Here is a 26454-nt window from a genome sequence, read left to right on the forward strand (position 1 = left end):
CCGGGTGGCGAGGGGCGGGCGCGGGCGTGCGGCCCACCCCGACGGCCCGCACGCCCTCGCGTCGCCCCGGTCAGCCGGTGTTGCGCAGCCCCGCCGCGACCCCGTTGACAGTGAGGAGCAGGGCCCGCGAGAGTAGCGGGTCGGGCTCCTCGCCTCCGCGCGCCGCGTCGCGCTGGCGCTTGAGGAGGGCGACCTGGAGGTAGGAGATCGGATCCAGGTAGGCATCACGGATGCCGAAGGTCTGCTTCAGCACCGGCTGGTGATCCAGGAGCCCCTCCTCGCCGGTGACCCGGAGGACCTCGGCGACGGTGAGACGGTGCTCGGCCTCGATGGTGGCGAAGACGTGGGCGAGGTCGTCGGGGACCAGGGAGTCCACGTAGTGCCGGGCGATCCGCAGGTCCGTCTTGGCGAGCGTCATCTCGACGTTGGAGACGAAGTTCCGGAAGAAGTGCCACTCCCGGTACATCTCCTCCAGCACGGTGTCCAGGCCGGCCTCGCGCAGCGCCTTGAGGCCGGAGCCGACGCCGAACCAGCCGGGCACGATCTGCCGTGACTGGGTCCAGCCGAACACCCAGGGGATGGCGCGGAGGCCGTCGAGCCCGGCGCCCGAGTCGGGACGGCGCGAGGGTCGGGACCCGAGATGGAGGTCGGCGAGCTGGTCGACCGGCGTCGAGGCGAAGAAGTAGGCGGGCAGGTCCGGGTCGTCGACCAGACGTCGATAGGCGGCGTGAGCGGCGTCGCTGACCACGTCCATGGCCGCGTCCCAGCGGGCCAGGGCCTCGTCGGACTGGCGGGGCGCGGTGTGCAGGGCGGAGGCCTGGAGGGTGGCCGCCACGGTCAGTTCCAGGTTCTCCCGGGCGAGCGAGGGCACCAGGTACTTGTCGGAGATGACCTCGCCCTGTTCGGTGACCTTGATCTCTCCTTCGAGCGTCCCCCACGGCTGGGCGAGGATGGCGTCGTGGGACGGACCCCCGCCCCGGCCGACGGTGCCGCCGCGGCCGTGGAAGAGGCGCAGGCGCACACCGTGCCGGTGCGCGACGTCGCGCAGTCGGCGCTGGGCTCGGTGGATCTCCCACTGCGAGGTCGTGATCCCGCCGAACTTGGAGGAGTCGGAGTAGCCGAGCATGACCTCCTGTACGTCTCCGCGCAGGGAGACCAACCGTCGGTAGGAGGGGTCGGCCAGGAGGTCTTCCAGGATGGTGTCCGCGGCCCGCAACTCGTCCGTCGTCTCCAGCAGGGGGACGATGCCGATGCGGGCCCGGCCACCGTGCAGGTCGACGAGTCCGGCCTCGCGGGCCAGGACGGTGGCGGCGAAGACGTCGTCCGCGCCCCGGCACATGGAGATGACGTAGGACTCGACGACCTCGGGGCCGAAGACCTCCAGGGCGCGCGCGACGGTCCGGAAGACGTCGAGGGTCCGCCGGCCCGCCTCGTCGACGGGGGCGGGGGTGGGTGCCAGGGGCCGGCGTGAGCGAAGCTCCCGGGCGAGCAGCTTGGCGCGGTAGTCCCGGGGCATGTCCGCGTATCGCCAGGACTCCTCGCCGAGTCGGTCGAAGAGCTGGCCGAGGGCGTGATGGTGGGCGTCGGCGTGTTCGCGCACGTCCATGGTGGCCAGTTGGAGACCGAAGGCGGCCAGCGTGCGGATGGTGCGGGCGAGCCGGCCGTCGGCGAAGAGCCCGCCGCGGTGCTCGCGGAGCGAGGTCTGGACCACGCGCAGGTCGTGCAGGAGCGGGCCGGTGCCGAGGTAGTCGCGGCCCGGACGGTGCGCGGTGCCCTCGGCCAGGCGCCGCTTGGTGTTCTCCAACTTCTGGCGGACGCAGGTGACCTTGAGGCGGTAGGGCTCCTCGGCGTTGAGGCGCTTGTAGCGGGGGCTGATCTCGGGGAGGTTGTCCAGGTCCTCGCGGAGCGAGTCCAGGAGTTCCTCGGTGGCGCCCGCGTAGCGGATCGAGTTGGAGAGCAGCCCGCGGAGTTCGTCGACGGTCTCCAGCGCGTCGTTGATGCCGTGTTCGTGCTGGAGGATGAGAACGTCCCAGGTGACCCGCGGCGTCACGTTCGGGTTGCCGTCGCGGTCCCCGCCGATCCAGGTGCCGAAGGTGAGGGGGCGGGTGTCGTCGGGCAGGGTGACGCCGACCCGCTCCAGTTCGGCGGCGAGGTCCTCCAGCACGTCTCCGACGGCGCCCGCGTGGAGTTCGTCCAGGTAGTAGACGGCGTTGCGGGCCTCGTCGGCGGGTTCGGGCCGCACCACGCGCAGTTCGTCGGTCTGCCAGACGAGGTCGATGTTCTCGGCCAGCCGGGTGTCGACGCGACGCCGGTCGGCCTCGGCCACCGGGGTGTCGAGGAGGGCGGCGACCCGGCGCAGCTTGTTGAGAACCGAGCGCCGGGCGGCCTCGGTGGGGTGGGCCGTGAAGACCGGGCGGACGTTGAGGTTTCGCACGGTCCGCCTCAGGTGCGCGGGGTCGGCGTCCTTGAGGCGGTCCGCGGTCCGGGACAGGAGCCCGCCCTCGGAGGCGCGGCGCGCGCTCAGCTCTCGACCTCGGTGTACCTGCTCGGTGACGTTGGCCAGGTGGAAGTAGGTGGAGAAGGCACGCACGAGCTTGGCCGCCGTCTCCGGTTCCGTGCCGCGCAGCAACTCGGCAGCCGCTTCCCCGTCCTCCCTGGTGAGACGGCGCACCTTCTCGACGAGTTCGAGCAGTTCGGGGCCCTCCTGTCGGACCAGGGTCTCGCCGAGGAGGTCGCCGAGGCGGCGGATGTCCGCGCGCAGGGCGGCGCTGTTCGTGGTCGTGGTGTGGTCGTCGGCACTGCTCACGGGTAGCGGCTCCTTGCAGTAGTCCGCCGGCGCGTCGCGTGGGCGACGAGGTGGGGGCGGCGGGCGACGGGTGGGATGTCCGGGGCCCGGGCGGGCGTCGCACGCGGCGGGTACCGCGTGGCGGCCGGGCCGTCCGGGGGCACTTCAGAGCGGACCGCGCTGTCCGACCGCCCTCAGGATAGGCGGCGGCGAGGACGCGCCGGCTCGTGGGCCCTTGCCGCCGGACGAGGCGCTGCCATACTTACGATGCCGTAGGTTACGCGACCGTAGGGTGGCCGTGTCGTCCCGCGGCACGGTAGCCGCACCGACCTTCGACCCCCCAGGGGACGCGCATGACCACGAGCTCCGACACGCTCGAAGACACCGCGAAGAGGCCCGACGAGACCGACCCGCCCTCGGCGACGCTGGGAGGCGAACGGAAGGGCTCGATCGAACAGCTCACCCTGTTGCTCTTCATCGTCGTCCCGTTCCTTGCGCTGGTCGCCGCGGTGCCACTGGCATGGGGGTGGGGGGTGAGCGCGCTGGATCTGGGCCTGATGGTGTTCTTCTACTTCCTGGGCTGCCACGGGATCACCATCGGCTTCCACCGCTACTTCACCCACGGGGCGTTCAAGGCGCGGCGTCCGCTGCGGATCGCGTTGGCGGTGGCCGGCTCACTGGCGGTGGAGGGCCCGCTGGTCCGCTGGGTGGCCGATCACCGCAAGCACCACCGGTTCTCCGACGCGGAGGGCGACCCGCACTCGCCGTGGCGGTACGGCGAGTCGGTCCCGGCGTTGCTGAAGGGGCTCTGGTGGGCCCATATCGGGTGGATGTTCGACGAGGAGCAGACCTCCCAGGAGAAGTACGCGCCCGATCTGATGAAGGATCCGGTGCTGCGCGCGGTCTCCCGGCAGTTCGCGCTCTGGACGGCGATCTCGCTGGCGCTGCCGGCCGTGATCGGCGGCCTGGTCACCATGTCGTGGTGGGGGGCTTTGACGGGGTTCTTCTGGGGGTCCCTCGTCCGGGTGGCCCTGCTGCACCACGTGACGTGGTCGATCAACTCGATCTGCCACGCGGTGGGCAAACGGCCCTTCCGGTCACGGGACCGCTCGGGCAACGTGTGGTGGCTGGCGGTGCTGTCCTGCGGAGAGTCCTGGCACAACCTGCACCACGCCGATCCGACCTCGGCCCGCCACGGCGTGGAGCGCGGCCAGATCGACTCCAGCGCCCGGCTGATCCGCTGGTTCGAGCTGGCCGGATGGGCCTACGACGTGCGGTGGCCGTCCCGTTCCCGCGTGGACTCCCGCCGCCTGGAGGGCGCCGGCGCCGCCCGGCGGCGGAGGGATCCGGCGAAGGCGGCATGATTGACGCCGTGGCGACCGACTCCAGTGTTCCGAGCGACGACAGGCCGAGGCGTACCCGGCGCACCCGCATGACGGGGGCCGAGCGCCGCCAACAACTACTGGAGATCGGCCGTACCCTCTTCGCCGCCAAGGGCTTCGAGGGCACCTCGGTGGAGGAGATCGCCGCGAAGGCCGGCGTGTCCAAGCCGGTGGTGTACGAGCACTTCGGCGGCAAGGAGGGGTTGTACGCGGTGGTGGTGGACCGCGAGATGCGGCGGCTGCTCGACATGGTGACGGGCTCGCTGACCGCCGGGCATCCGCGCGAGCTGTGCGAGCAGGCGGCGTTCGCCCTCCTGGACTACATCGAGGAGTACACGGACGGTTTCCGGATCCTGGTCCGTGACTCCCCCATCCCGCAGTCGACGGGTTCGTTCGCCTCCCTCATCTCGGACATCGCCACCCAGGTCGAGGACATCCTGGGCCGCGAGTTCAAGAGTCGCGGCTTCGACGCGAAGCTGGCCCCGCTCTACGCGCAGGCGCTGGTGGGCATGGTGGCGCTGACCGGCCAGTGGTGGCTGGACGTGCGCAAGCCGAAGAAGGCCGAGGTGGCGGCGCACCTGGTGAACCTCGCCTGGCACGGGTTGGACGGGCTGGAGCCGCGACCCCGGCTGATCGGGCACCGCAAGAACTGAGGCGGGGCGCGGGCCGAGGGGGTCCGCCCGCCGCCGCCCCGACGGGGCGGCTCGCCGCCTCGGCCGGGGCGGCGGCCGGTCTCACACCGGGTCCGCCGGCTTCCGGGCGACGGCGAAGACCCTGCGGAAGGGGAAGGGCGTGCCGTGGAGTCCCGGCGGGTAGGCGTCGCGCAGCGACGAGCGGTAGTCGGCGAGGAACGCCTCGCGGTCCTCGGGGGCGTCGTCGAGTGCGGTGAGCACGGGGCGAAGCGCGGTACCGCGCATCCAGTCCAGCACGGGGTCCTCGCCGGTGAGCAACTGCGCGTAGGTGGTCTCCCAGACGTCCGCCGCGCAGCCGAGGGCGGTGAGGCGGTCCAGGTAGACGACGGCCGGGAGGACGGCGTCCCGGCGGGTGGGCAGCCCGGCCAGTCGGGTACGCCATCGCGGGGTGTCCGTGAGTTCCCGCAGCAGTCGATGGCTCGGGGCCTCGAAGTTGCCGGGGACCTGGAACGCGAGGACGCCGCCCGGAACCAGGTGGCGGGTCCAGCGGTCGAACAGGCCCGCGTGGTCGGGGACCCAGTGGAGTGCGGCGTTGCTGACGATCAGCTCGCACGGCTCGGCGGGCTCCCAGGAGCGCAGGTCGCCGAGCGCGAAGTCGATCCGCCCGCCGCCGGGTGTGGGGCCCGCGTGGCGGCGGGCGCGGTCGAGCATCTCGGGCGAGGTGTCGTGGCCGGTGACGTGGGCGGTGGGCCAGCGCTCGGCCAGCAGTGCGGTGGCGTTCCCCGGTCCGCAGCCGAGGTCGACGACGCGGGGCGGCCCCCCGTCCCGCCGCGCGGGCAGGTCGGGGACGCGGGCGATCAGGTCGGTGAACGGTCGGAGCCGGTGGTCGGCGTGGCGGAGGTACCGGCCGGCGTTCCAGGAGGGCATGGTCATGGTGGCTCCCGGGTGAGGCGTGCGGGACACGGGGTGCGCCCCGGAGACCATTTTATCTCGACGTCAAGAGACTTCACGTCGACACAACCATTACACTGATCGGCATGGAGGACGAGGTCGATCGGTTGGTCGCGGCGTGGCGCAGGGAGCGTCCCGATCTCGACGTGGAACCGCTCGAGGTGCTCAGCCGGGTGAGCCGCCTCGCCCGCCACCTGGACCGCGCCCGCCGCCTGGCCTTCTCCGAGCACCGCTTGGAGCCGTGGGAGTTCGACGTGCTGACGGCGCTGCGTCGAGCCGGCCACCCCTACCAGTTGTCACCGGGACAGCTCCTCACACAGACACTGGTGACCTCCGGCACCATGACCAACCGCATCGACCGGCTCGCCAAGAAGGGCCTGGTGGAGCGCCTGCCCGACCCGAGCGACCGGCGCGGGGTCCTGGTCCGGCTGACCGAGGGCGGTCGCGACAGCGCCGACCGCGCGTTGGCCGAACTCCTGGACCAGGAGCGCGCCATCCTGGCGGAGTTGTCCACCGCCCAGCGCGCCGAGTTGGCGGCGCTGCTACGCCGGCTGACCGCGCCGTTCGACAACGTCCCCGGCTAGCTCCGCGGGTCCGACCCCGGCGCGCCTGGCCAGGGCCACGGCCGCCAGGGTGGAGTGCACGCCGAGCTTGCCCAGGACGTTCTGCATATGGGTGCGGACGGTGTGCGGGGAGAGGAACAGCCGCTCGGCGACCGCTTTGCGCCCCAGCCCGGCGACCATGCAGCGCAGCACCTCCCGCTCGCGCGGGGTCAGCGACGCCACCAGCCGTTCGCTCTCCGTGCGATGCCTGCGGGCGGCGGTCAACTCCCGCAGGACCCCGGTGAGCAGGGCGGGAGGAAGATGTGTCTCCCCCCTCAGCACCCCTCTGATCACGGTGAGCAGCCGGGAGAGCGAGCAGTCCTTGGCGACCCATGCGCACGCCCCGGCCTGGAGCGCCAGGGCGGCCCGTCGCGGGTCGTCCTTGGCCGCGAGCACCACCGTCCGCACCCGCGGCTGCGCCGACCGCACCCCCGCCACGACCGAGATGCCGTCGGCGAACCGCTCCTCGCCCCCGTCGCGGACGGGCACCGGGGCGCCCGGCCGGGCGGGGGCGGCACGGGCCGCGCCGAGGTCGGCGTCGACCAGCAGGGCGTCGAAACGACGCCCCTCGGTCGCCGCCCGTTCCAGGCAGCGCAGGGCGGCCGGGCCGCTTCCGGCCGCGGCCACCTCGACGTCGGTCTCGGCCGCCAGCGCCGCGGCCAACGACTCGGCGAAGATGCGATGGTCGTCGACGACCAGGACTCGGATGCGCACCACGTAACCCCCTCCCCCACGCTCCGGAGGAGCCGGGGTGCTCGGCCTCGGACGACGACCGGTACCGGCCCCGGGGCCTCGTGCCCCCGACCGACCGCGGATCTCCTGCCGTACGGTCGACCGCGGTACGCGAAAGGGCCGCGCCACCCGCGCCGCACCCGGCCGTTCGCCCCTGAAAGGCGCCGACCCCCACCGGCGCACCTCATCAGAGTACGGACGACACCGCAGAGGGGAAGACCCTTTGCGGAACTGACGGACGTTCGCGGCACGGCTGGGCCGGATGTGACCTCCTGTGACGGAAATCGACTCGATACGACGACATGCGCCCCTCGGCAGCGCGGGCGAAGCGAACCGGCCGCCCCGTACCCGTCGGGCCGACGCCCGCGTCACACCCCTCGCGATCGCGAATCCGACCCGGCCCCACCCGACCGGGGGCGCTCGTCGTTCCCCACCCCGCGAACGGGGCCCGCCCGGCCCGCCGCCGCTCAGCCCGGACGCCGCACCCGCCGGGCGAACTCCCACGCGTCGGCGACGATGCCGTCCAGGTCGGTCCGGGTCGGCGCCCAGCCCAGGGTCCGTCGCGCGACATCGGCCGAGGCGACCAGGACGGCCGGGTCACCCGGTCGGCGCGGCCCGTCGACCGTCGGGATCGGGTGCCCGGTGACCCTTCGGACGGCCTCGACGACCTCCCGCACCGAGAAGCCGTCGCCGTTGCCGAGGTTGCAGATCAGATGCTCCCCCGGCGTGGCGGCGGCCAGGGCCAGCAGGTGCGCCTCGGCCAGGTCGGCCACGTGGATGTAGTCGCGCACACAGGTGCCGTCCGGCGTGGGGTAGTCGTCACCGTGGACGGACAGCGTCTCCCTGAGGCCCAGCGCCACCTCCAGGGTCAGCGGCACGAGATGCGTCTCGGGCGAGTGCCGCTCGCCGTGTCCGCGATGGGCACCGGCCACGTTGAAGTAGCGCAGCGACACCGCGCCGAGGCCGTGCGCCGCCGCCTCGCCCGCGATCATGTGGTCGACGGCGAGCTTCGAGGCGCCGTAGGGGTTGGTGGGCCGGGTCGGCGCGGTCTCCGGGATCGGCACCCGCTCGGGTTCTCCGTAGGTCGCGGCCGTGGAGGAGAAGACGAGGGTGCGCACCCCCCGTTCCCGCATCGCCGCCAGCAGGGCCCCCGTGCCGCCGACGTTGTTCTCCCAGTACTTCTCCGGCCGCAGGACCGACTCGCCCACCTGCGAGAACGCCGCGAAGTGCAGGACGCCGCGAAAGCTCGGATCCAACCATCGCCCGGCCTCGCGGACATCCGCCTCGACGAACCCGGCGCCCGAGGGCACCCCCTCGCGGAACCCCGTCGAGAGGTCGTCCAGGACGACCACCTCGTGTCCGGCGTCCAGCAGGTGCCGGGCGACGACGCTCCCGACGTAGCCGGCCCCGCCGGTCACCAGGTACTTCCCACGCATCGGCCCGCTCCCTCGGTCTCGACTCGGTCGACCGATGCCACACCGGCCGACGTCCGCCGGCACCGGCCGCTCGGACGTCGGCAAGCCTTCCAGGGGAAGCTGGGAGCGCGCTGAGCACGCGCGGGTACTAGCCTTCGGCGTCGTCCGGACGCGGGGGGTCGTCCGCCCGCGAAGGCCCGGCCCGGTCGAGCAGCCCCGTGCGCGCCGCGAGTGCGGCGGCCTCCAGCCGGGAGCCCACGCCCAGCTTCATCAGCACCCGCTGCACGTGTGTGCGGGCCGTCGAGGGCGCGATCCCCATCCCCGCCGCGATCACCCGGGTGTCCTCGCCCTCGGCGACCCGCACCAGCACCTCGACCTCTCTCGGCGTCAGCATCCGAAGCAGCCGCTGCCCCTCGTCGTCGGGCTGCTCGGACGGGTTCAACAACTCGCCGAAGGCACCCTGCAACAACGCCGGCACCACCGCCGCCTCGCCCGCCCGGGCCTTCGTGATCGCTCGTTCCACCCCCTCGATGCGCTCGTCGTGCCGCACGTAACCCACGGCTCCCGCCGCGAACGCCGCGGCGATGCCCCGGGGGCTGGGCACCGGGCCGAGGACCACCACCGCCACCTGGGGCCGCTCCCGCTTGATCCTGGCCACCGGGGCGAACGCCCCCGGCTCGGCGGGCGCCGCCGTGCCGAGCAGGCACACCTCGGGTGCCCGACCGATCACCAGATCGGCGGCGCCCGCCACGGGCGCCGTCGCCGCCAGCACCCGGTGCCCCCGCAGCTTCAGCGCCGAGGCCAACGCCTCTGCCAGCAACCGGTGGTCGTCGACCACGATCAGCCGCGCTCCCATCGAGCAATCCCCCCAGCCCCCGGCCCCTGACGACCGGTCCCTGATCACCATCCGCAATGCCCGGAAGCTACACGCTTGTTCGACGTCGCGCTGCCCCTACCGGCAAGAACCGCACCGGATCGCCGAAATTCCCCGCATTACGCGACACGCCCCCGCTCCCTCCGGCCGGCCCGTCCGGCCCCGGCCGGGCGGCGCGAGGGCCGGATCCGCCGCCCCGGGGCCGCGCGTCAGGCGTCCTCGGCCAGCTCCAACCAGCGCGACTCCAGTTCGTCCCGCTCGGCGGCCAGCGTCCGCAACTCGGCGTCCCACTCGCCGACCTTGGCGAAATCGGTGGCGTTCTCGGCGATTCGGGCGTGCAGGGCGCTCTCCCGCTCCGAGAGGCGATCCAGCCGACGCTCGATCCTCTGCAACTCCTTCTTGGCGGCTCGTTGGTCCGCGGCGCTCCGATCGGAGCCGTCCCCGCCGCCGGCCGGGCCCTTGCCCGCCGTGGCCGTCGCCGCGGCAACGGCCTCCTCCTCCAGCCGTCGGCGGCGCTCCACGTACTCGTCGATCCCCCGAGGGAGCATCCGCAACGCGCCGTCGCCGAGCAACGCGAACACCCGGTCGGTGGTGCGCTCGACGAAGAAGCGGTCGTGGGAGATGACGACCATCGAACCCGGCCAGCCGTCGAGCACGTCCTCCAACTGGTTCAGCGTCTCGATGTCGAGGTCGTTGGTGGGCTCGTCGAGGAAGAGCACGTTCGGTTCGTCCATGAGCAGCCGCAGCAGTTGCAACCGGCGGCGCTCGCCACCCGAGAGGTCGCCGACCGGCGTCCACTGCCTCTCCTTGCCGAAGCCGAACGTCTCGCAGAGCTGACCGGCGGTCATCTCCCTTCCCCTGCCCAGGTCGACGCGTTCGCGGACCCGCTGCACGGCCTCCAGGACCCGCCACGTCGGATCGAGTTCGTCCACCTCCTGCGAGAGCCACGCCAGGCGGACGGTCTTGCCCACCCGGACGCGCCCGCCGGCGGGCTGCCGCTCGCCCTGGCTCTCGGCGGCCTCGGCGAGGGCGCGCAGCAGCGAGGTCTTGCCGGCGCCGTTGACCCCCACCAGGCCGACACGGTCACCCGGGCCGATCTGCCAGGTGACATGCTCCAGCAGCTTCTTGGGGCCCGCGTGGACGCTGACGTCCTCCAGGTCGAAGACGGTCTTGCCCAGCCGGGACGACGCGAACTTCATCAGCTCGGCGCTGTCCCGCGGCGGCGGCACGTCCTTGATCAACTCGTTGGCGGCCTCGACGCGGAAACGCGGCTTGGAGGTGCGGGCGGGCGCTCCCCTGCGAAGCCAGGCCAGTTCCTTGCGGACCAGGTTGCGACGCTTGGCCTCCTCCGTCGCGGCCATCCGCTCGCGCTCGGCCCGGGCGAAGACGTAGTCGGAGTAGCCGCCCTCGTACTCGTGGACCGCGCCACGCTGCACGTCCCACACCCGGGTGCAGACCTGGTCGAGGAACCACCGGTCGTGGGTCACACAGACCAGCGCCGACCGGCGCTCGCGCAGGTGGGCCGCCAGCCAGGCGATGCCCTCCACGTCGAGGTGGTTGGTCGGCTCGTCCAGGACGATCAGATCCTGTTCCTCGATGAGCAGCTTGGCCAGGGCGACGCGGCGCCGCTCGCCACCGGAGAGCGGGCCGATCACGGTGTCCAGACCCCGAGGGAAGCCGGGCAGGTCGAGCCCGCCGAACAGTCCGGTCAACACGTCGCGAATCCGGGCGTCACCGGCCCACTCGTGATCGGCGAGGTCCCGGATGACCTCGTGCCGGACGGTGGCCTCGGGGTCGAGGGAGTCGTGTTGCGTGAGCACCCCGAACCGCAGTCCGCCCGAGTGGGTGACCCGCCCTCGGTCCGGCTCCTCCAGCCTGGCCAGCAACCGGATCAGCGTGGTCTTGCCGTCCCCGTTCCTGCCGACGACACCGATGCGGTCGCCCTCGCTGACCCCCAGGGAGACTCCGTCCAGCAGGGCGCGGGTGCCGTACACCTTGCCCGCGTTCTCCACATTGACGAGGTTGACGGCCATCTCACTCCTGCCTGGGGGGACGATCAGCCCTCAAGCGTAGGCCCTGCGGCGCGGGGGGCGGCACGGACGTCTGCCGCACCCGCCCCGGCACCGGCCCGAGGGGGCCGCCCGCCCCGCCTCAGACCACCACGGCCCCCGGCACCGGCCCCCGGGCGATCCGCACCGCCTCGCAGGTACCCGAGGCCCGCAGCACCGCCGCGACCTCGGCCGCCGACGACTCGTCCGAGGCCAGGAACGCCGTGGTGGGCCCCGAACCGGAGACCAGCGAGGCCGACGCTCCCGCCGCCCGTCCGGCGGCGAGGGCGTCCGACAACTCGGGACGCAGCGAGAGCGCCGCCGCTTGGAGGTCGTTGCCGACGGCCACCGCGAGCGCGTCCTCGTCGCCGGCCGCCAGCGCCTCCAGCACCGCCGGGTCGGCGACGGGCGCGGGCACCTCCCGGCCCTCCGCCAACCGGTCGAACTCCCGGAAGACCGCCGGAGTGGCCAGCCCGCCTCCGGCCATCGCGAACACCCAGTGGAAGACGCCGCCCACCGCCAACTCGGTCAGCTTCTCGCCCCGCCCGGTCCCCAGAGCCGCCCCCCCGACCAGGCTGAACGGCACGTCGCTGCCCAGCTCGGCGCAGAGCGCCAGGAGTTCGTCACGCGTGGCGCCGGTGCCCCAGAGCGCGTCGCAGGCGACCAGGGCGCCGGCGGCGTCGGCGCTGCCTCCCGCCATGCCGCCGGCGACGGGGATGTCCTTGTCGATGTGCAGGTGCACCGCCGGCGCGCGACCTCGGGCCGAGGCGAGCAGGGTGGCGGCCCGAGCGGCGAGATTGGTGCCGTCCAACGGCACCCGGTCGGCTCCCGGACCCGCGCACGTCACCCGCAGCGCCTCGGCCGGGGTCGCGGTGACCTCGTCGTACAGGCCGACGGCGAGGAAGACGTTGGCGAGGTCGTGATATCCGTCCGCGCGGGCCGGGCCGACCCCGAGCTGGACGTTGACCTTGGCGGGAACGCGGACGGTGACGCTCACGGGGCGGGCTCCTCGGACACGGCGCGACGGCACTCGGCGACTCGCGCGAACTCCTCGACGGTCAGGGACTCCCCACGGGCCCGGGGGGACACTCCGGCGGCGACCAGGGCGGCCTCCGCCGCCGCGGCCGAACCGGCCCACCCGGCCAGCGCGGCCCGCAGCGTCTTGCGGCGCTGCGCGAAAGCCGCGTCCACGACGGCGAACACCTCCCGACGGGTGGCGCTCGTGCGAATCGGCTCGGCCCTGCGGACCAGCGACACCAGGCCGCTGTCGACGTTGGGCGCCGGCCAGAAGACGCTCCGCCCGATGGCACCCGCCCGCCTGACCTCGGCATACCAGTTCGCCTTGACGGACGGCACGCCGTACACCCGCGAGCCGGGGCGGGCGGCCAGCCGATCGGCGACCTCGGACTGGACCATGACCAGCGTCCGCTCGATGGTCGGGAAGGCCTCCAGCATGTGGAGCAGCACGGGCACGGCCACGTTGTAGGGGAGGTTGGCGACGAGCGCGGTCGGCTCCGGCCCGGGCAACCCCGTCACGGCGAGCGCGTCGGCGTGCACCAGCGCGAACCGCTCGGCGCGCTCCGGGAGCCGCGCCGCCACCGTGGCGGACAACGCGCCGGCGAGGACGTCGTCGATCTCCACGGCCGTCACCCGGTCGGCGATCTCCAGCAGCGCCAGGGTGAGCGAGCCGAGTCCGGGCCCGACCTCGACGACGACGTCGTCCGGTCGGACGCCCGCGGTGCGGACGATCCGCCGGACGGTGTTCGCGTCGATCACGAAGTTCTGGCCGCGCTGCTTGGTGGGGCGGACTCCGAGGGCCGCAGCCAGCTCACGGACGTCGGCGGGGCCCAGCAGGGCGTCGGGCGGGATGGGGCTGCTCACCAAGCAAGGGTATCCGTGCCCCGACGCGGCCCACGCCGGCGATCCGACGCCGACCGTCCTCACCCGTGCAGCCGGCTGCCGCAGTGCGGCCATGGACTGGCTCCCCGACGCAGGTAGAGCCGCTTGGCGCGGTGGGTCTGCTCGGCGGGCGACGCGTCCTGAGGGCGGCCCTGGCCCCCCACGCTCCGCCACGTCCGCAGGTCGAACTGGTAGAGACCGCCGTACGTCCCCGAGGGATCGACCGCGTCGGGCCGCCCCCCGGACTCGCAGGCGGCCAGCGACCGCCAGTCCAGATGGTCCGCGCCGCGCACCGACGTGGGCCGTGCCCGGGTCCCGAAGCGCACCACCCGGGCGCGCGGCTCGCGCACCACCTCGCTCCCCACCTCACGGGGCTCGCCCCGCACCCCGTCGACCACGCGCACCGTGTAGACCGTGCGCCGCAGTCCCTTCCTGCCCGCCTGACCCACCACCTCCGTGCCCCGGTACAGCGACGCGTCGGGGACCCGCCGCACGACGAACGGCAGGGCCTCCTCGCGGACCTCGCGCTCCCCCCTGATCCGCAGCACCGTCACCGTCTGACCGTCGCGTGGGAAGTCGTCCGCCGGCACCGAAAGGGCGTCCTCCCCGCGCAGGGTGATCCCGGCCTCCGCCACGACCTCGCCCACGCTCGCCGCGTTGGTGCGGACGGCTCGGGAACGCCCGTCCGCCAGGACCGTCACGACGCGTTCGGTGCGCACGTCCAGGGCCACGCCGTCCAGTCCGATGCGTCGGGAACGGGAGGCGGACAGGTGCGCGCCGTCCGCGCGGACACCGAGCTGTCGCAGTGCGCCCTCGACGGTCTCCGCCGTGGTCCACTCGCTGCTGCGCCGGCCGTCGAGAGTGAGTCGCACCGGGCGCCCGTGTCGGACCGAGACCCGGCCGCCGTGGGTCAACCGGGTCTCGGGAGAGGGGTCGGGGCGGTCGTGGGCACCGAGGACGACCCCCTCCTCGGCGAGGAGTTCGCCCACGTCGTCGGCGAAGGTGCGCAGCACCCGGGACTCGCCGTCCACGGTCAGCTCCACCCGCTTGTCCTCGGCGACGAACGCGGAGGTCCCGCCCGCCAGGCAGGCCACGACCAACGCCCGCGGCAGGAACCGGCGCACCGCGCCGCGTTCCCCCCGTCCCCGGGCACGGGCGGCCCGTCGCCGCGCCGCGCGCCCCACGGGCTCGGCGGACACCGGGGACGGGGAAGCCCCGGGTGGGCGACACGGCGGGGCCGGGGGGCCGTCGGACGGGGGCGCGCACGGCGTTCCGTCCGGGTGGGTCGAGGGCGCCGTGTCGACACCCGGGGAGACGGTGGCGGGGTGCCCGGCGCCGTCCCGGCCGGACCGCCGGCCCGGGTGGGGCGTCCGAGGCGGGGCGTCGCCGAACGCGTCCCCCGGACGGGGCCACGCGCCGGACGGCTGCCAGGCGTCCGGCCTGCGGGGGGTGCCCCTGCCGTGCGGGGGGACCCACCCGGGCGGCTCGGACTGCGGACTGCTCACCATGTCACGCTCCAGCGGTACAGAGGGTTCCGGTTCGCGCGACCCGAACCTAGCCCAGCGGCCGTGACTCTCCCAAGCGACGCGACCACGCGGCGTGGCCGTGCGCGCGGACGGACGGCCACCCGCGCGGCGCCCGGACCACTCGCCCCCGCCCGAGGCGCGACGCCAGGCCGAGGACCCCGACCGGCGCCCTCTCCCGGGGCACACCGCCCCGGCGGCACATCGACCCGGCAGCGCTCAGTAGGCGAAGGCGCGCGCCGTGTTGGCGGCCAGCGTCGCGGCCATGGCGTCCTCCTCGACACCCCGCACGGCTGCCATGGCCCGCACCGTGACCGGCACGAGATACGGCGCGTTGGGCCGGCCACGCCAGGGCGCCGGTGTCAGGAAGGGCGCGTCCGTCTCCACGAGGACGAGCTCTCGCGGCGCGACGGCGAGCGCCTCACGGAGGGAGCCCGCGTTCTTGAACGTGACGTTGCCCGCGAAGGACATGTAGTACCCGGCGCGGGCGCAGACCGCCGCCATCCGCGCGTCCCCGGAGTAGCAGTGGAAGACCGTGCGCTCGGGCGCGCCCTCCTCGTCGAGCACTCGGAGCACGTCCTCGTGGGCGTCACGGTCGTGGATCACCAGGGTCTTGCCGTGGCGTTTGGCGATCTCGACATGGGCGCGGAAGGACCGCTCCTGCGCTTCCCTGCCGCGCTCGCCGGTGCGGAAGTGGTCCAGCCCGGTCTCGCCGACCCCCTTCACCCAAGGGAGCGCCGCGAGACGGTCGATCTCCGTCAGGGCGTCGTCCAGTCCGGCGTGCCCGGCCGGGGCGCGGACCTCCCGCCCGGGTCGGCCCCCCTCGGCATCGGGCGGGTCGCCGTGGACGATCCGGGGAGCCTCGTTGGGATGCAGGGCGACGGTGGCGTGGACGACTCCCGGATGGGCCGCCGCCGTCTCGGCCGCCCAGCGGGATCCGGGGACGTCGCAGCCCACCTGGACGACGGTGGTGACACCGACCGCCGCCGCCTTGGCCAGACCCTCCTCGACGGTACCGGCTTGCAGGTCGAGATGGGTGTGCGAATCGGCGACCGGCACCCTCAGGGGCTCGGGCGGCGGAGGCGGGACGGAGCGGTCGGCGGAGGAGGCAGGCATGCGCCGATCCTACGGAAGGACCGGACCCCCCCGTCCTCGGCGGCGGCAGACCCCTCGGTTCAGCCGCGCCGCAGGTGGAGGGCGTGCAGCAGGCCCGGCAGACGGCGGTTCCGTCGGGGCTCGGCCTGCGCGGGCACGCGGGCCACCCGGTGGCCGGCGCGGCGGGCACCGGCCACTCGGCCGGGGCGCATGATGCGCACGACGTGGCCCTCGCACCTGCGGCAGGCGGGCCGGCTCAGCGGGGAGGGCACGATCGCGCCTCCCGTCAGGTACCGCACGAACTCCCTGCCCTCGACGTCCGTGTGGTGCTCGATGTCGTACGACTGCTCCCAGCCGTGACCGCAGCGCATACAGGCGAAGGAGTACGACTCGTGGACGACGGCGATGGCCGCGGCTCGCAGTTCGGGCCGTCCTGTGATGTCGCTCATACCAGCTCCCTTGGGTCGAAGGAAGCGGGGACGGGTGCGTCTCCGCCCCCTCAGTGGACACCCGCGTGGGGGCGCCGGCACGCGACCTGTCGACTGTTGGACGGATCTTGGGAGACTCTTGCCCCGAACCCCCTCGGCTTTACCCGACCATGGCCGGACGACCTCGGGGAACACCCCGATCCCGGGGCTCGGGGCCGCTCGCTCCGGCCGCTCGCACGGTCGTCAGGGCGCCGTCCGCTTGGCGGCCACGACCGCGTCGAACACCCGCCGCTTCGGCAACCCCGCCTCGGCCGCCACCGCGGCGATGGCCTCCTTGCGCCGCTCGCCCGCCTCCTCGCGCCCCCGCACGCGCCGGGCCAGCTCGGCGTCGTCCACGTCCTCCGGCCCGGTGTCCGGGGCCCCCTCGACGACCACGGTGATCTCCCCGCGCACCCCGTCGGCGGCCCAGGCGGCCAACTCGCCGAGCGGGCCACGCCGGACCTCCTCGTAGGTCTTGGTCAGCTCCCGGCACACCGCCGCCCGCCGCCCCGGGCCAAACGCCTCGGCCATCGCCGCGAGGGTGTCGCCCAGCCGGTGAGGGGCCTCGAAGTAGACCAGGGTGCGGCGCTCCGCGGCGACCTCGGCGAACCGCGAGCGCCGCTCGCCGGCCTTGCGGGGCGGGAAGCCCTCGAAGCAGAACCGGTCGACGGGCAGACCGGACAGGGCGAGGGCCGTCAGCACGGCGGACGGGCCGGGGACGGCCGTGACCCGGATGTCACGCTCGACGGCCGCGGCGACGAGCCGATATCCCGGGTCGGACACCGACGGCATGCCGGCGTCGGTCACCAGCAGCACCCGGGCCCCGTCGGTCAGCTCCTCGACCAGCTCCGGGGTCCGGGCCGCCTCGTTGCCCTCGAAGTAGGAGACCACCCGTCCGCCGAGGGCGACGCCGAGCGCCTGCGCGAGCCGCCGCAACCGCCGGGTGTCCTCGGCGGCGACGACATCGGCGCCGGCCAGCTCCTCGGCGAGCCGCGGCGGGGCGTCGGCGACGCTGCCGATGGGGGTGCCGGCGAGGACGAGGGTTCCGGATTCGACTGTCACCGCCCCATCCTCGCAGGACCCCCTCGACCTGCCCCGCCGGGGCGAGGGCGGGACGCGCGGGGAAGCGTTCCCTACGATGGCGCGGTGACCAGTACCGCGTCGTCGACCGACACCCGGAAGGATCCGGCCCCGCACCCGGACGCGTCCGCCTGGCAGCGGCGGCTGCGCCGCTTCGGCCACCAGGGGCGGCAGGCCGACACGGGAGTCCGCGAACGCCTGGTGCCGCCGTACGCGCGATCGGGCCCCCGGGTGTGGGCGATGTTCGGCCTGTCGGGAGCCGGGGCCGACCGGGCCGCGCGCTGGTCGGCATGGGTGGGGCCGCTGCTGGTGACACTGCTGGCCGGCGTGCTGCGGTTCTGGCGACTGGGCAGCCCGCACGCGGTGATATTCGACGAGACGTACTACGCCAAGGACGCCTGGGCACTGATCCGGCGCGGATACGAGGTCAACTGGGACAAGGAAGCGAACGCCCTGATCCTGGGGTCCGGCGGCGACGTCCCCGTGCCGGTCGACGCGGCCTACGTCGTCCACCCGCCGATCGGCAAGTACGTCATCGGCCTGGGCGAGTGGCTGTTCGGCTTCGATCCGTTCGGCTGGCGTTTCATGACGGCGCTGCTCGGCACCCTGTCGGTGCTGTTGCTGTGCCGGATCGGACGCCGACTCTTCCGGTCGACGTTCCTGGGCTGCCTCGCGGGCACCCTGCTGGCCGTGGACGGGCTGGCGTTCGTGATGAGCCGGACCGCGCTGCTCGACAGCGTCCTGGTCTTCTTCGTGCTGGCCGCCTTCGGCTGCCTGCTGGTCGACCGCGACCGTGCTCGCGAACGGCTGGCCGCCGCCCTGCCCGAGGACGCCGACGGGCACGTGCGCCCCGACGCGCGCGTCGCGACGACCACCCGCCTCGGAGCCCGGCCCTGGCGCTGGGCCGCCGGGTTGATGCTGGGTCTGGCCATCGGCACCAAGTGGAACGCCCTCTACATCATGGCGGCGTTCTGCGTCATGGCCGTGCTCTGGGACGTGGGGGCGCGACGCGTCGCCGGCGCGCCCCGGCCGAGGGTGGCCGTCCTCCGCCGCGACCTGGCCCCGGCCTTCCTGTCGACGGTGCCGGTCGCCCTGTTCACCTACACCGTGTCCTGGCTGGGGTGGATCCTGTCGCCCTCGGACGGCTCGGGCGGCTACTACCGCGACTGGGCGTCCACCGAGGGCAAGGGCGGCTCCTGGTCCTGGCTGTTCCCCGACTGGGCGCGCGGCCTGTGGCACTACGAGACGCAGGTACTCGACTTCCACACCAGCCTGACCTCGCCGCACACCTACCAGTCCAACCCCTGGAGCTGGCTGGTCCTCGGCCGCCCGGTCTCCTACTTCTACGAGTCCCCCGCCCCCGGGGTGGACGGGTGTCCACTGGACGCGGGCGAGAAGTGCGCCCGCGAGGTCCTGGCGATGGGCACCCCGATGCTGTGGTGGCTCGGCTGCGTGGCGCTGGTGTACGTGGTGTGGCGGTGGGCCTTCCGACGCGACTGGCGGGCGGGCGCCATCGCCTGCGGTGTGGCGGCGGGCTACCTGCCCTGGCTCTTCTACCAGGAGCGCACCATCTTCCTCTTCTACGCCGTGGTGTTCGTGCCCTTCCTGTGCCTGGCGGTGGCCATGCTCCTCGGGGCGCTGGTCGGCAGGCCCGGCTCGAACCACGCCCGGCGGACGGCGGGAGCGGTCGCGGCGGGGGTGCTGGTCCTGCTGATCATGTGGAACTTCGTCTACTTCTGGCCGCTCTACACCGGCACCGCCATCCCGATCGAGGACTGGCGGGCACGGATGTGGCTGGACACCTGGGTTTGACATCCTCCCCGGCCCAAGCTCAGATTCGCTTCACCACCGGCCTGAGCCCGGTGCACCGCGAATAGTCCCGGTAGCCCCGGCCTTCACGAGTGGGCCGTCCGGCGTGTCGAGGCTCGGGGAAGCGCCCCCGACACGCGACGGCAGAACCTGTCCGGGGTCCGGGTCGTGCCGTGGCCACCGCCGCCCTCACCAGTGCGGAGGCGGGCGGCGAGCCCGCCGCCGTCCACCCTCGTCACGGCCCAACTCCCCCCGCCTGTCGGGAAGCACCGCTCCGGGCTCCACCGCACGGAACCGAAGTGGCTCCGGGCGCGGGAAGTCGATCCGGATCCGCTTCCCGTACTGTGGCGCCGAGGGGATCCCGGATGTCGGGACGGCGTCCGGTGGGAGGTCTGGGAGCGATGAGTTTCCGGCCGGCGTCGTACGCCGTGTGCATCGAGGCCGAGCGAGTACTGCTCGCCCGTCACGTGCCACCGAAAGGTGAGAGCAACTGGACTCTTCCGGGGGGTGGAGTCGAGCACGCGGAGGATCCGTTCGACGCGGTGGTCGAGCGTCTGCTGGGCGTGGACTCCCGAGTGATCCCCGCTGCGGAACGTGCCATCCCCGGCGGCCAGAGCATCAGAACGGGGATCGGGTAAGGCGCGCGGAGCCGACCGCCTCGATTGCCGCGCCGCACGGGACCGGTGGATGCGGGCCTGTGGCCATCTGGGGTGATCGTTGTCTGGATGATCCGGGATGGCGTGGTGGGGGTACCGTCCGGGTGTCGCCGCAGAACGGAGTTCGCCGTGTCGCAGAGCATCGAGGAGCACACAGGCGCTCGGATCGCCCGGATCCGGAAGCAGCGCGGCCTGACACAGCAGGGCCTGGCGATGCGGTCTCACGTGTCGAAGTCGCTGTTGTCGAAGGTGGAATGCGGGCAGAAGCCCGCCTCGCCGGCTCTTGTCGCCGCCTGTGCCCGCGCCCTGGGGGTCTCCACTTCTGATCTGCTGGGGCAGCCGTACGCCGAGGAGCTGCGCCGGGACCGGATGGACGCACTGATTCAGCCGATCCGTGAGGGCATGGAGAACTGGGACATCGCTCTCGACTGGGAGACGGCTCCCCGTCCGGCTGCCTTGATCCGGTCTGACGTGCGGCGTGCCCTGGTGCGGCGTCGACAGGCGCAGTACACGGACATGGTGCGCGATCTGCCGGCACTGATCGAGGAGTCGGTACACGCGGTGCACACCAGTACCGGCGAAGAGCAGCGGCTGACCTACGAGTGTCTGGCAGGGACTTTCCGGTGTGTGTTCACCGTGGCGTGGAACTTCGGATACATCGATCTGGCGACCGTCGCGCTGGACCGTCTGGCGTGGACCGCCCCGCGGGCCGACGATCCGGGCCTGGCTGCGATGCACGCCTACCTGCGTGCGCAGACCACGATGTCTTCCGGCCGCTATGACCTGGGTATCCGGGTCATCGACCGGGCTCTGCGCGACCTCGACGGGCAGGACGCGCGCCGCCCGGAGGGCCTTGAGGCGATGCGGGGCGTGATGCAGCTGCGGGCTGCCGTGATCGCGGGGCGGATGAAGGACCGGGGTCTCGCGGACGCCCGCATGGCCGAGGCCCGAGCACTCGCGCGAACCACAGGTGAACTGCCCGACTTCGGCGTCACCTGGGGGCCGACCAATGTCGGTGTACACGCCGTGGCCATCGCTTCCGAGATGGATGACTGCGAGCGGGCGATCGAACTCGCGGAGGACGTACACATTCCGCGCGGCTGGACCCGTTCCCGGGCTGGGCACCACTGGATGGACCTCGGCCGGTCTCATGCCTGGACGGGCGACCCGGAGCAGGCTCTGGACTGCCTGCACCGGGCTCGGCGCATCGCCCCGCAGCAGACGCGCTACCACCCGACCGTCCGGGAGACCGTGCTGGCGCTGAAGCGGCGGGAACGGGCGCGAAGCGACTCACTGGCGCGGTACGCGGAGTGGGTCGGCATCTAACAGATCGCGGGCAAGAGCGGTTGCACTTCTCAGTGCAACCGCCGTTCGGCGCCGGTCGCCAGACTGACGTCTCGTCAGAGCCTCCGCGATCAGGCGAACGATCAGGGGCCTGGCCAACGCCGACAAGGAGCGTCAACGTGCCGCACTTCATCGTCCGCATCTTCGAGCCGCGGCTGCTGTTGCCCGCGCCTGGCCGCCATCGCAGCCCAGATCAGCCATCCGCCGTCCCCCGCATGGAAGCTCCGACCGCGCGCCTGTCCCGCGCATCGGCTTCCCCGGCACCGCGAGGTGAGCAGATCGGACTGGTCCGCCCGTACCCGGTCACGCACGAGCGCCTGGAGCGAGAGCGCCGACGGGCACAGCGCCCCGTAGTGCGGATGGCCGTGCATGGCGTCGACACCGTTGCCCAGCTGATCAACGGAGTGGAGTCCCGGGCGTGGTGAGCACAGCGGGTCAGCCGCGTCTGCTGCCCTGGACCGGGCCGGAGGGCAAGCCGTGCCGGCTCGCGGGCGACGGCACAGGGTACCTGTCCCGTCTCGCGGACGACATGGAGTCGGCCCAGCTCGGTCTGGCTGGTGAACTCCTCCAGGAGGCCCAACGCGTTCTGGACGGGCGTCAGTGGACGCCGGGTGAACTGCATCTGCTGGCCGTCCGGTTGACCGAGGCGCTGACCCATGTGCACCGAATCGCGGTAAGCCGAGGAGAGCGTCTTCCCGCACCGGCCTACGAGGACCTCGACGCCTTCGACGACGAGGACGACCCGTCGGACCCCCTCCAACCCACACAACGCATCTGACCTGCGCACCGCCGCACGCATCCGCATTTCGCACGAACAGCACTCATGACCATCCCCTCGTAGCGTGGAGCCCGTGATTGCAGGGGAAGTTGGGATTCATGGGGTCCAAGAAGAAGCCGCCGTACGACGTCGAGTTCCGTGAGGGCGCGGTGCGCATCGTGGTCGAGACCGGGAGGCCGGCCGGGGAGGTCGCCGGGGAACTCGGCATCAACCCGGGCACGCTGCACAGCTGGGTGTCGCGGTGGCGGCGCAACGGGACGACGTCCTCGGACCGGCCCGTACAACCGGCAGCTGCCAGTGGCGGTGGGGGTGGCGGTCGGGTGCGGGAGGCCGAGCGCGCCGAGCTGGAGCGGCTGCGTCGGGAGATCGGGGAGAAGAACAAGCGGATCCGGGAGCTGGAGATGGAGCGTGATGTCTTCAAGCGATGCATGGCCCTCTGGGTGAAGTGACCGAGAACGCTCCGGAGGCGGTGGTCGCCTTCATCGGTAACCAGAGGGTCGGGCATGGCGTCCCGCACCGGGTGTCCTGCCGGGTGGTCGGGGTGAGCGAGGCATGGTTCCACAAGTGGCGCCGGCGTCCCGACGAGCCGACGAAACGCGAGGTCAGGAGGGCGAGGCTGGAGGAGCGGATCATCCACTTCTTCACGGAGTCCGGCGGTACCTACGGCTCGCCGAGGATCACTTGGGTCCTGTGGGCGGAGGGCTGGCAGGTGTCGGTGAACACGGTCGCGGAGATCATGGCCGGGCTCGGTCTGCGGGGTCGCAAGCCGCCCAGGCGACGGTCGCCGACCCGGCAGGGCAAGCGGAAGGCTGCCCCTGACCTGGTGAATCGCCGTTTCGACGCGGTGGCCCCGGACGTTCTCTGGTACGGCGACATGACGGAGATCGAGACCGGCGAGGGCAAGATCTATCTGGCCACGGTCATCGACGCGTTCTCGCGCCGTTGCCTCGGCTATGCCATGGGCGAGCACCATGACGCGGCCCTGGTCGAGGCGTCGTTGAAGATGGCCACAGCCACGCGCGGTGGCCGAAGGGACGGGACGATCTTCCACAGCGACAGGGGAAGTGAGTACACGTCAGAGGCGTACAACACCCTGTGTGACCGCCTGGGCGTGGTGCAGTCCATGGGGCGGGTGGGCTCCGCGCTGGACAACGCCGCCGCGGAGTCGTTCAACTCGCTGATCAAGGTCGAGTACATCCACCGGCACCGGTTCGCCACCCGCACCGAGGCCCGCCTGAAGATCGCCACCTGGATTACCGGGTTCCACAACCCACGACGCAGGCACAGCGCGGCCGGCGGCCTGCCGCCGGAGGAGTTCGAACGGAGCATCACCGAAGCACGCAAGAAGAGCGACCAGAGGTGCCAGGCCGCATAGGAGAGGTCTATACGAAACCAGGGGATTGACACTCACCGACCCCGCCGCCCATCCCGCGCCCCTGCTGGCACACACCTATGCCGAGCGGTGGGAGCACGAGACCGCCAACAAGATCTTGAAGGAGCTGCTCGACCCGGTCGGCCGGATGCTGCGCTCCAAGAGCCCCGAGCTGGTCGAACAGGAGGTGTTCGGGCTGCTGCTGACGCAGTACACCCTCGCCGCTCTGATGTGCCGGGCGGCCTCGGAGGCCGGGCTCGACCCCGACCGGCTCAGCCCCACCCGCACGCTGCGGATCGTGCGCCGCCGGATCGCCGATCCGGCGGCCGTTTCCCCCTGAGGACCTGACCGCCGCGGTCACCGAGATCCAGCACGAGATCACCCGCAAACGCCACCTCAACCCCCCACGGCGCCAACGCAGTTACCCCCGCAAGGTAAAACGCGTACGACGCAGCCGCTTCCCTGCCAAACGACCCGGCGACCGAGGCGTCCGCCACGCCGGGCCACCCACCGTACGCCTGGTCAACCTGCCAGAGCAGGCCACCCGGACAGCCTGATCAACTTACGCTACGTGGCATTGGGCCTGGACCCTCACCCGGCAGTCACGCTCCGCAAACCGGCTGCCCGACCGACGGACACCCCTCCCCGACTAAATTCGAAGACCCGCTAAACGTCCAACCCAATCAAATCCGGTCGCTTCTCGGGAGAGCCCCAGTCCAGAATCTCGCGAAGTTTCCGAGGGAGATTTTCCACACCCATCTCAACCTCACTCAGGTTCACTTCAACGGGCGTTGAGATCTCAAGAATCTCCGCATCCTCGTCAGTGAATTCCAGCGTCAGAACCCGGTCGGAGAGTCGCACGCTCCGCAGGCATCCGTATACGGTGAAGCCTCGCTCAGTAGAGACGTTGTAGGAATCCATTCCAGATGGAATTTCCTGCTCATCCGGTTCGTACGTGGATCGCTGGATTGAGAATGATCTCTGGACACCGGACTCATCCACCCCGGCAACGCCCACCTCAAGGGCCTCTTCGCCCTCGTAATCCTCGAAGAACCCAACCTCTGCGGCGGTCAATCTCATTGTTAGCGCCTCCTCCTTCCAGCTGTCCTGACCCAGCCCCCTTGGCGCCGGACCATTCATACGTGACCGACACTCCCAACTCGTTGACCATGCGATTCATCGCACCCTTGCATCGCGAACAAGGGGGGAGTTGGCCTTGCATCCCAACCGAATCACCAGCACTCAAAGGGAACTTGCCGGCGAACGGGTCATTCGGGAGTGAAACCTTCGGCCCTGTAGAGGCACCAGCCATCCGCGAGAACCGGTGCTCGGTATGCGTGAAAGCTGCATTATTTGGATACCCAAGCCCCGCCTCTTCAGGCGTCATATCGCCGCTTTCAAGCGAGATATCACTCGTGCTTCCGTCTGATGACGTCACAGAGATATCGCACATGTGGCCGTTGCCGCCAGTGTTATGAACAAGGACCGGCGTGGCCCCCGCCAGCACATAGTACGTGTGCTACGCGAAGCCTTCGACCTGCTTTTTCGCAGCTCAAGTGCGGTTTGCTGGTCCGGTGAAGTGCGTGGGCGTCCGTGGTTGTGCGGGGTTGTTGCCGTCGCTACTGCCGTCAGACGGTTCAGCCCAGGTACGGCTTCTCGCGCTGTTCCAGGAAGTGTTGGAGCCTGAGCCGTTGGGTGTGGTGCATCGGCAACTGCTCGATCTCTTCCGGCTGTACGAACCGGAGTTCGGTGGACTCGTCGGAGATAGCCAACTGACCGCCGGTGATGCGGGCGGTGAAGCAGACGTTGAACTGGCGGCGGACCTCGCCATCGGTGTAGGCGATGATGTGTTTCGGATCGGTGTAGGTGCCGACCAGGCCGGTGATCTCGACGTCCAGGCCGGTCTCTTCTTTGACTTCGCGGACTGCCGTGCCTGGCAGGGAGTCGGTGAGGTCCATTCCTCCGCCGGGCAGCGCCCACAGGTCGTTGTCGCGGCGGCGCTGGAGGAGGATGCGGCCGTGGTCGTCGGTGACGACGGCGGAGGCGGCGACGACCATGCTGTTCGGCTTGGGGGCGTTCGGGTCGTCGTAGTACTCGCTGCGGGCCACGGTCAGCCTTCCTCTCGTACGGGGGTCGCGGTCGCCCACACCGCGTCGAAGCTCTCGGCATAGGTATCGAACATGCCGCCTGTCTCATGTCGCCGAAGATGCCATACGGGGGCGGCGTACGCGTTGACGCCCCAGACGTGTGCGTTGACGAGTTGCTGGTCGTCGGCGCGGTAGAGGGAGTTGTAGAGCGTGGTGCTGTGGGTGCGGACTTCGATGCCGGGGGTGTCGGCGAGCGGCTTGTAGTGCATGAGTGCGAGGCGGCAGCGGGATTCGATGCCGTGCCCGAACCGCTCCTCTTGGCCGCGGGCTTGGACGTTGCCGCTGTCGGCGTCTCCGATCGCGATGCGGACGGTGCAGCCTTCGGCGGCGCGTTCGGTGAGGAGTTCGTTCAGCCGCGGGTATGCCTCGTGGAGGAAGACGGCCGCGTAGACGAGGATGTCGATCCGCTCCCGGGCCTGGGCCATCAGGTCGGTGAACGTCGAGACGGGGAGGTCGGCCCGCTGCTCGTAGAGCGCGACCAGTTCAGGGCTGATGGCGCGAGCGGGGCGGGCCTGACGGAGCGCCGGCCAGAGTGCGTGCACGTCTTCTCCCAGGGCCTTGGCCGCCTGGAGGGCTGTGGCACGACGTGGGGTACGCCTGAGGTTCACCCAGCGCTCGACCGACTTGGGGTCAACCTCGACCTGCTGAGCGAGTGCGGCGTACGTCCAGCCTCCCGCCGCCATGACGGCTCGTAGTCTCTCGTTCGGCACGAGTCTCCCCCTTCGTCCCAGGACGGCACGAGGGACGTTCTACACGGTGCGGGACGTCCCGAAGTGGGGTTTGGTGGAGGTTCCTTCGTCCCGGTGACCGGCGTGAGGATCGGTGCCAACCCTGCGGCACCAACAGGCCCAAGGGGCACACGC

The 26454-nt window shown here is 72.0% G+C and carries 23 protein-coding genes and 3 pseudogenes; 11 read left to right on the forward strand and 15 right to left on the reverse strand.

The genetic code is table 11. The annotated features are described in order from the left end of the window. Positions 1-70 precede the first annotated feature (70 nt). Entirely contained in the window at positions 71-2806 is a 2736-nt protein-coding gene (ppc, locus tag JEK78_RS08050) for a phosphoenolpyruvate carboxylase (RefSeq protein ID WP_200263419.1), read from the reverse strand. Between the two features lie 332 nt (positions 2807-3138). On the opposite strand from ppc, the gene JEK78_RS08055 reads away from it, so the two are divergent. Next, positions 3139-4149 (forward strand): fatty acid desaturase, encoded by a 1011-nt coding sequence (locus tag JEK78_RS08055; RefSeq protein WP_200263420.1) that lies wholly within the window; start codon positions 3139-3141, stop codon positions 4147-4149. Beyond that, positions 4146-4820, forward strand: coding sequence for a TetR/AcrR family transcriptional regulator (locus JEK78_RS08060; RefSeq protein WP_200263421.1), 675 nt, complete (start codon positions 4146-4148; stop codon positions 4818-4820). The genes JEK78_RS08055 and JEK78_RS08060 overlap by 4 nt, the downstream gene beginning before the upstream one ends. Before the next feature lie 81 nt (positions 4821-4901). On the opposite strand, the gene JEK78_RS08065 is transcribed toward JEK78_RS08060, so the two are convergent. After that, complete coding sequence (locus JEK78_RS08065) at positions 4902-5732, reverse strand: trans-aconitate 2-methyltransferase (RefSeq protein WP_200263422.1); 831 nt, start codon at positions 5730-5732, stop codon at positions 4902-4904. A gap of 104 nt (positions 5733-5836) precedes the next feature. Between JEK78_RS08065 and JEK78_RS08070 the strand changes: the two genes are divergently transcribed. Beyond that, positions 5837-6334, forward strand: a complete 498-nt coding sequence (locus JEK78_RS08070; protein WP_200263423.1) for a MarR family transcriptional regulator — start codon at positions 5837-5839, stop codon at positions 6332-6334. On the opposite strand, the gene JEK78_RS08075 is transcribed toward JEK78_RS08070, so the two are convergent. From JEK78_RS08075 to rsmI, 10 genes and pseudogenes are all read right to left on the reverse strand, one after another. Next, positions 6293-7069, reverse strand: coding sequence for a response regulator transcription factor (locus JEK78_RS08075; protein WP_200263424.1), 777 nt, complete (start codon positions 7067-7069; stop codon positions 6293-6295). The two genes, JEK78_RS08070 and JEK78_RS08075, sit on opposite strands and share 42 nt — an antisense overlap. 482 nt (positions 7070-7551) lie before the next feature. Beyond that, positions 7552-8520 carry a UDP-glucose 4-epimerase GalE gene (gene galE, locus JEK78_RS08080; protein ID WP_200263425.1) on the reverse strand — a complete coding sequence of 323 codons (969 nt, stop codon included), beginning with the start codon at positions 8518-8520 and terminating at the stop codon, positions 7552-7554. A gap of 127 nt (positions 8521-8647) precedes the next feature. Further along, positions 8648-9355 carry a response regulator transcription factor gene (locus tag JEK78_RS08085; RefSeq protein WP_200263426.1) on the reverse strand — a complete coding sequence of 236 codons (708 nt, stop codon included), beginning with the start codon at positions 9353-9355 and terminating at the stop codon, positions 8648-8650. Positions 9356-9582: 227 nt separating this feature from the next. Then, the gene (locus tag JEK78_RS08090; protein WP_200263427.1) at positions 9583-11406 is read right to left on the reverse strand and encodes an ABC-F family ATP-binding cassette domain-containing protein; all 1824 of its coding nucleotides are present in this window, start codon (positions 11404-11406) and stop codon (positions 9583-9585) included. Positions 11407-11524: 118 nt separating this feature from the next. Next, a complete protein-coding gene (locus tag JEK78_RS08095; protein ID WP_200263428.1) occupies positions 11525-12418 on the reverse strand; it encodes a 4-(cytidine 5'-diphospho)-2-C-methyl-D-erythritol kinase in 894 nt (297 codons plus the stop codon). Beyond that, positions 12415-13302 (reverse strand): 16S rRNA (adenine(1518)-N(6)/adenine(1519)-N(6))-dimethyltransferase RsmA, encoded by an 888-nt coding sequence (gene rsmA / locus JEK78_RS08100; protein ID WP_200263429.1) that lies wholly within the window; start codon positions 13300-13302, stop codon positions 12415-12417. The genes JEK78_RS08095 and rsmA overlap by 4 nt, the downstream gene beginning before the upstream one ends. Positions 13303-13361: 59 nt before the next feature. Beyond that, a pseudogene (locus JEK78_RS08105) lies at positions 13362-14501 on the reverse strand (ubiquitin-like domain-containing protein); the annotation flags it as partial. A gap of 561 nt (positions 14502-15062) precedes the next feature. Next, on the reverse strand, positions 15063-15959 hold the full coding sequence (locus JEK78_RS08110) for a TatD family hydrolase (RefSeq protein WP_200263431.1): 897 nt from the start codon (positions 15957-15959) through the stop codon (positions 15063-15065). Positions 15960-16018: 59 nt separating this feature from the next. After that, positions 16019-16387, reverse strand: coding sequence for a hypothetical protein (locus JEK78_RS08115; RefSeq protein ID WP_200263432.1), 369 nt, complete (start codon positions 16385-16387; stop codon positions 16019-16021). Between the two features lie 222 nt (positions 16388-16609). Further along, entirely contained in the window at positions 16610-17467 is an 858-nt protein-coding gene (gene rsmI, locus JEK78_RS08120; protein WP_200263433.1) for a 16S rRNA (cytidine(1402)-2'-O)-methyltransferase, read from the reverse strand. Between the two features lie 84 nt (positions 17468-17551). On the opposite strand from rsmI, the gene JEK78_RS08125 reads away from it, so the two are divergent. From JEK78_RS08125 to JEK78_RS23255, 8 genes and pseudogenes are all read left to right on the forward strand, one after another. Next, positions 17552-19297: a phospholipid carrier-dependent glycosyltransferase gene (locus JEK78_RS08125; protein WP_200263434.1), complete on the forward strand. Its 1746-nt coding sequence runs from the start codon at positions 17552-17554 to the stop codon at positions 19295-19297. A 398-nt stretch (positions 19298-19695) separates the two neighbouring features. Then, positions 19696-19905, forward strand: a pseudogene (locus JEK78_RS08130) (NUDIX domain-containing protein); the annotation flags it as partial. Between the two features lie 174 nt (positions 19906-20079). Continuing rightward, positions 20080-21276, forward strand: coding sequence for a helix-turn-helix transcriptional regulator (locus JEK78_RS08135; RefSeq protein ID WP_200263435.1), 1197 nt, complete (start codon positions 20080-20082; stop codon positions 21274-21276). Positions 21277-21413: 137 nt separating this feature from the next. Next, positions 21414-21719 (forward strand): hypothetical protein, encoded by a 306-nt coding sequence (locus JEK78_RS08140; RefSeq protein ID WP_200263436.1) that lies wholly within the window; start codon positions 21414-21416, stop codon positions 21717-21719. After that, a complete protein-coding gene (locus JEK78_RS08145; RefSeq protein ID WP_200263437.1) occupies positions 21713-22072 on the forward strand; it encodes a hypothetical protein in 360 nt (119 codons plus the stop codon). The genes JEK78_RS08140 and JEK78_RS08145 overlap by 7 nt, the downstream gene beginning before the upstream one ends. A gap of 98 nt (positions 22073-22170) precedes the next feature. Then, positions 22171-22521 carry a transposase gene (locus JEK78_RS08150; protein ID WP_200263438.1) on the forward strand — a complete coding sequence of 117 codons (351 nt, stop codon included), beginning with the start codon at positions 22171-22173 and terminating at the stop codon, positions 22519-22521. Continuing rightward, positions 22518-23447 (forward strand): IS3 family transposase, encoded by a 930-nt coding sequence (locus JEK78_RS08155; RefSeq protein ID WP_200263439.1) that lies wholly within the window; start codon positions 22518-22520, stop codon positions 23445-23447. Before JEK78_RS08150 ends, JEK78_RS08155 begins: the two co-directional genes overlap by 4 nt. Positions 23448-23589: 142 nt before the next feature. Then, positions 23590-23784 (forward strand): annotated as a pseudogene (locus JEK78_RS23255) (IS4 family transposase); the annotation flags it as partial. Between the two features lie 326 nt (positions 23785-24110). Here the strand turns inward: JEK78_RS23255 and JEK78_RS08165 are convergent. The 3 genes from JEK78_RS08165 to JEK78_RS08180 all read right to left on the reverse strand — a co-directional run bounded on the left by JEK78_RS08165 (position 24111) and on the right by JEK78_RS08180 (position 26274). Further along, the gene (locus JEK78_RS08165) at positions 24111-24524 is read right to left on the reverse strand and encodes an Imm10 family immunity protein (RefSeq protein ID WP_200263441.1); all 414 of its coding nucleotides are present in this window, start codon (positions 24522-24524) and stop codon (positions 24111-24113) included. A 557-nt stretch (positions 24525-25081) separates the two neighbouring features. Beyond that, the gene (locus JEK78_RS08175; RefSeq protein WP_200263443.1) at positions 25082-25552 is read right to left on the reverse strand and encodes an NUDIX domain-containing protein; all 471 of its coding nucleotides are present in this window, start codon (positions 25550-25552) and stop codon (positions 25082-25084) included. 2 nt (positions 25553-25554) lie between these two features. After that, positions 25555-26274, reverse strand: coding sequence for a helix-turn-helix domain-containing protein (locus tag JEK78_RS08180; protein ID WP_200264043.1), 720 nt, complete (start codon positions 26272-26274; stop codon positions 25555-25557). Positions 26275-26454 lie beyond the last annotated feature (180 nt).

Source organism: Streptomyces sp. HSG2 (genome assembly GCF_016598575.1).
Taxonomy (GTDB): Bacteria; Actinomycetota; Actinomycetes; order Streptomycetales; family Streptomycetaceae; genus Streptomyces.

Coding starts and splice junctions, on each gene's coding strand:
- JEK78_RS08110 (WP_200263431.1), bottom strand. CDS start 15,959: ATGCCTGCCTCCTCCGCCGACCGCTCCGTCCCGCCTCCGCCGCCCGAG.
- JEK78_RS08055 (WP_200263420.1), top strand. CDS start 3,139: ATGACCACGAGCTCCGACACGCTCGAAGACACCGCGAAGAGGCCCGAC.
- galE (WP_200263425.1), bottom strand. CDS start 8,520: ATGCGTGGGAAGTACCTGGTGACCGGCGGGGCCGGCTACGTCGGGAGC.
- JEK78_RS08060 (WP_200263421.1), top strand. CDS start 4,146: ATGATTGACGCCGTGGCGACCGACTCCAGTGTTCCGAGCGACGACAGG.
- JEK78_RS08180 (WP_200264043.1), bottom strand. CDS start 26,274: ATGGCGGCGGGAGGCTGGACGTACGCCGCACTCGCTCAGCAGGTCGAG.
- JEK78_RS08090 (WP_200263427.1), bottom strand. CDS start 11,406: ATGGCCGTCAACCTCGTCAATGTGGAGAACGCGGGCAAGGTGTACGGC.
- JEK78_RS08165 (WP_200263441.1), bottom strand. CDS start 24,524: ATGAGATTGACCGCCGCAGAGGTTGGGTTCTTCGAGGATTACGAGGGC.
- JEK78_RS08085 (WP_200263426.1), bottom strand. CDS start 9,355: ATGGGAGCGCGGCTGATCGTGGTCGACGACCACCGGTTGCTGGCAGAG.
- JEK78_RS08065 (WP_200263422.1), bottom strand. CDS start 5,732: ATGACCATGCCCTCCTGGAACGCCGGCCGGTACCTCCGCCACGCCGAC.
- JEK78_RS08115 (WP_200263432.1), bottom strand. CDS start 16,387: ATGAGCGACATCACAGGACGGCCCGAACTGCGAGCCGCGGCCATCGCC.
- JEK78_RS08150 (WP_200263438.1), top strand. CDS start 22,171: ATGGGGTCCAAGAAGAAGCCGCCGTACGACGTCGAGTTCCGTGAGGGC.
- JEK78_RS08070 (WP_200263423.1), top strand. CDS start 5,837: ATGGAGGACGAGGTCGATCGGTTGGTCGCGGCGTGGCGCAGGGAGCGT.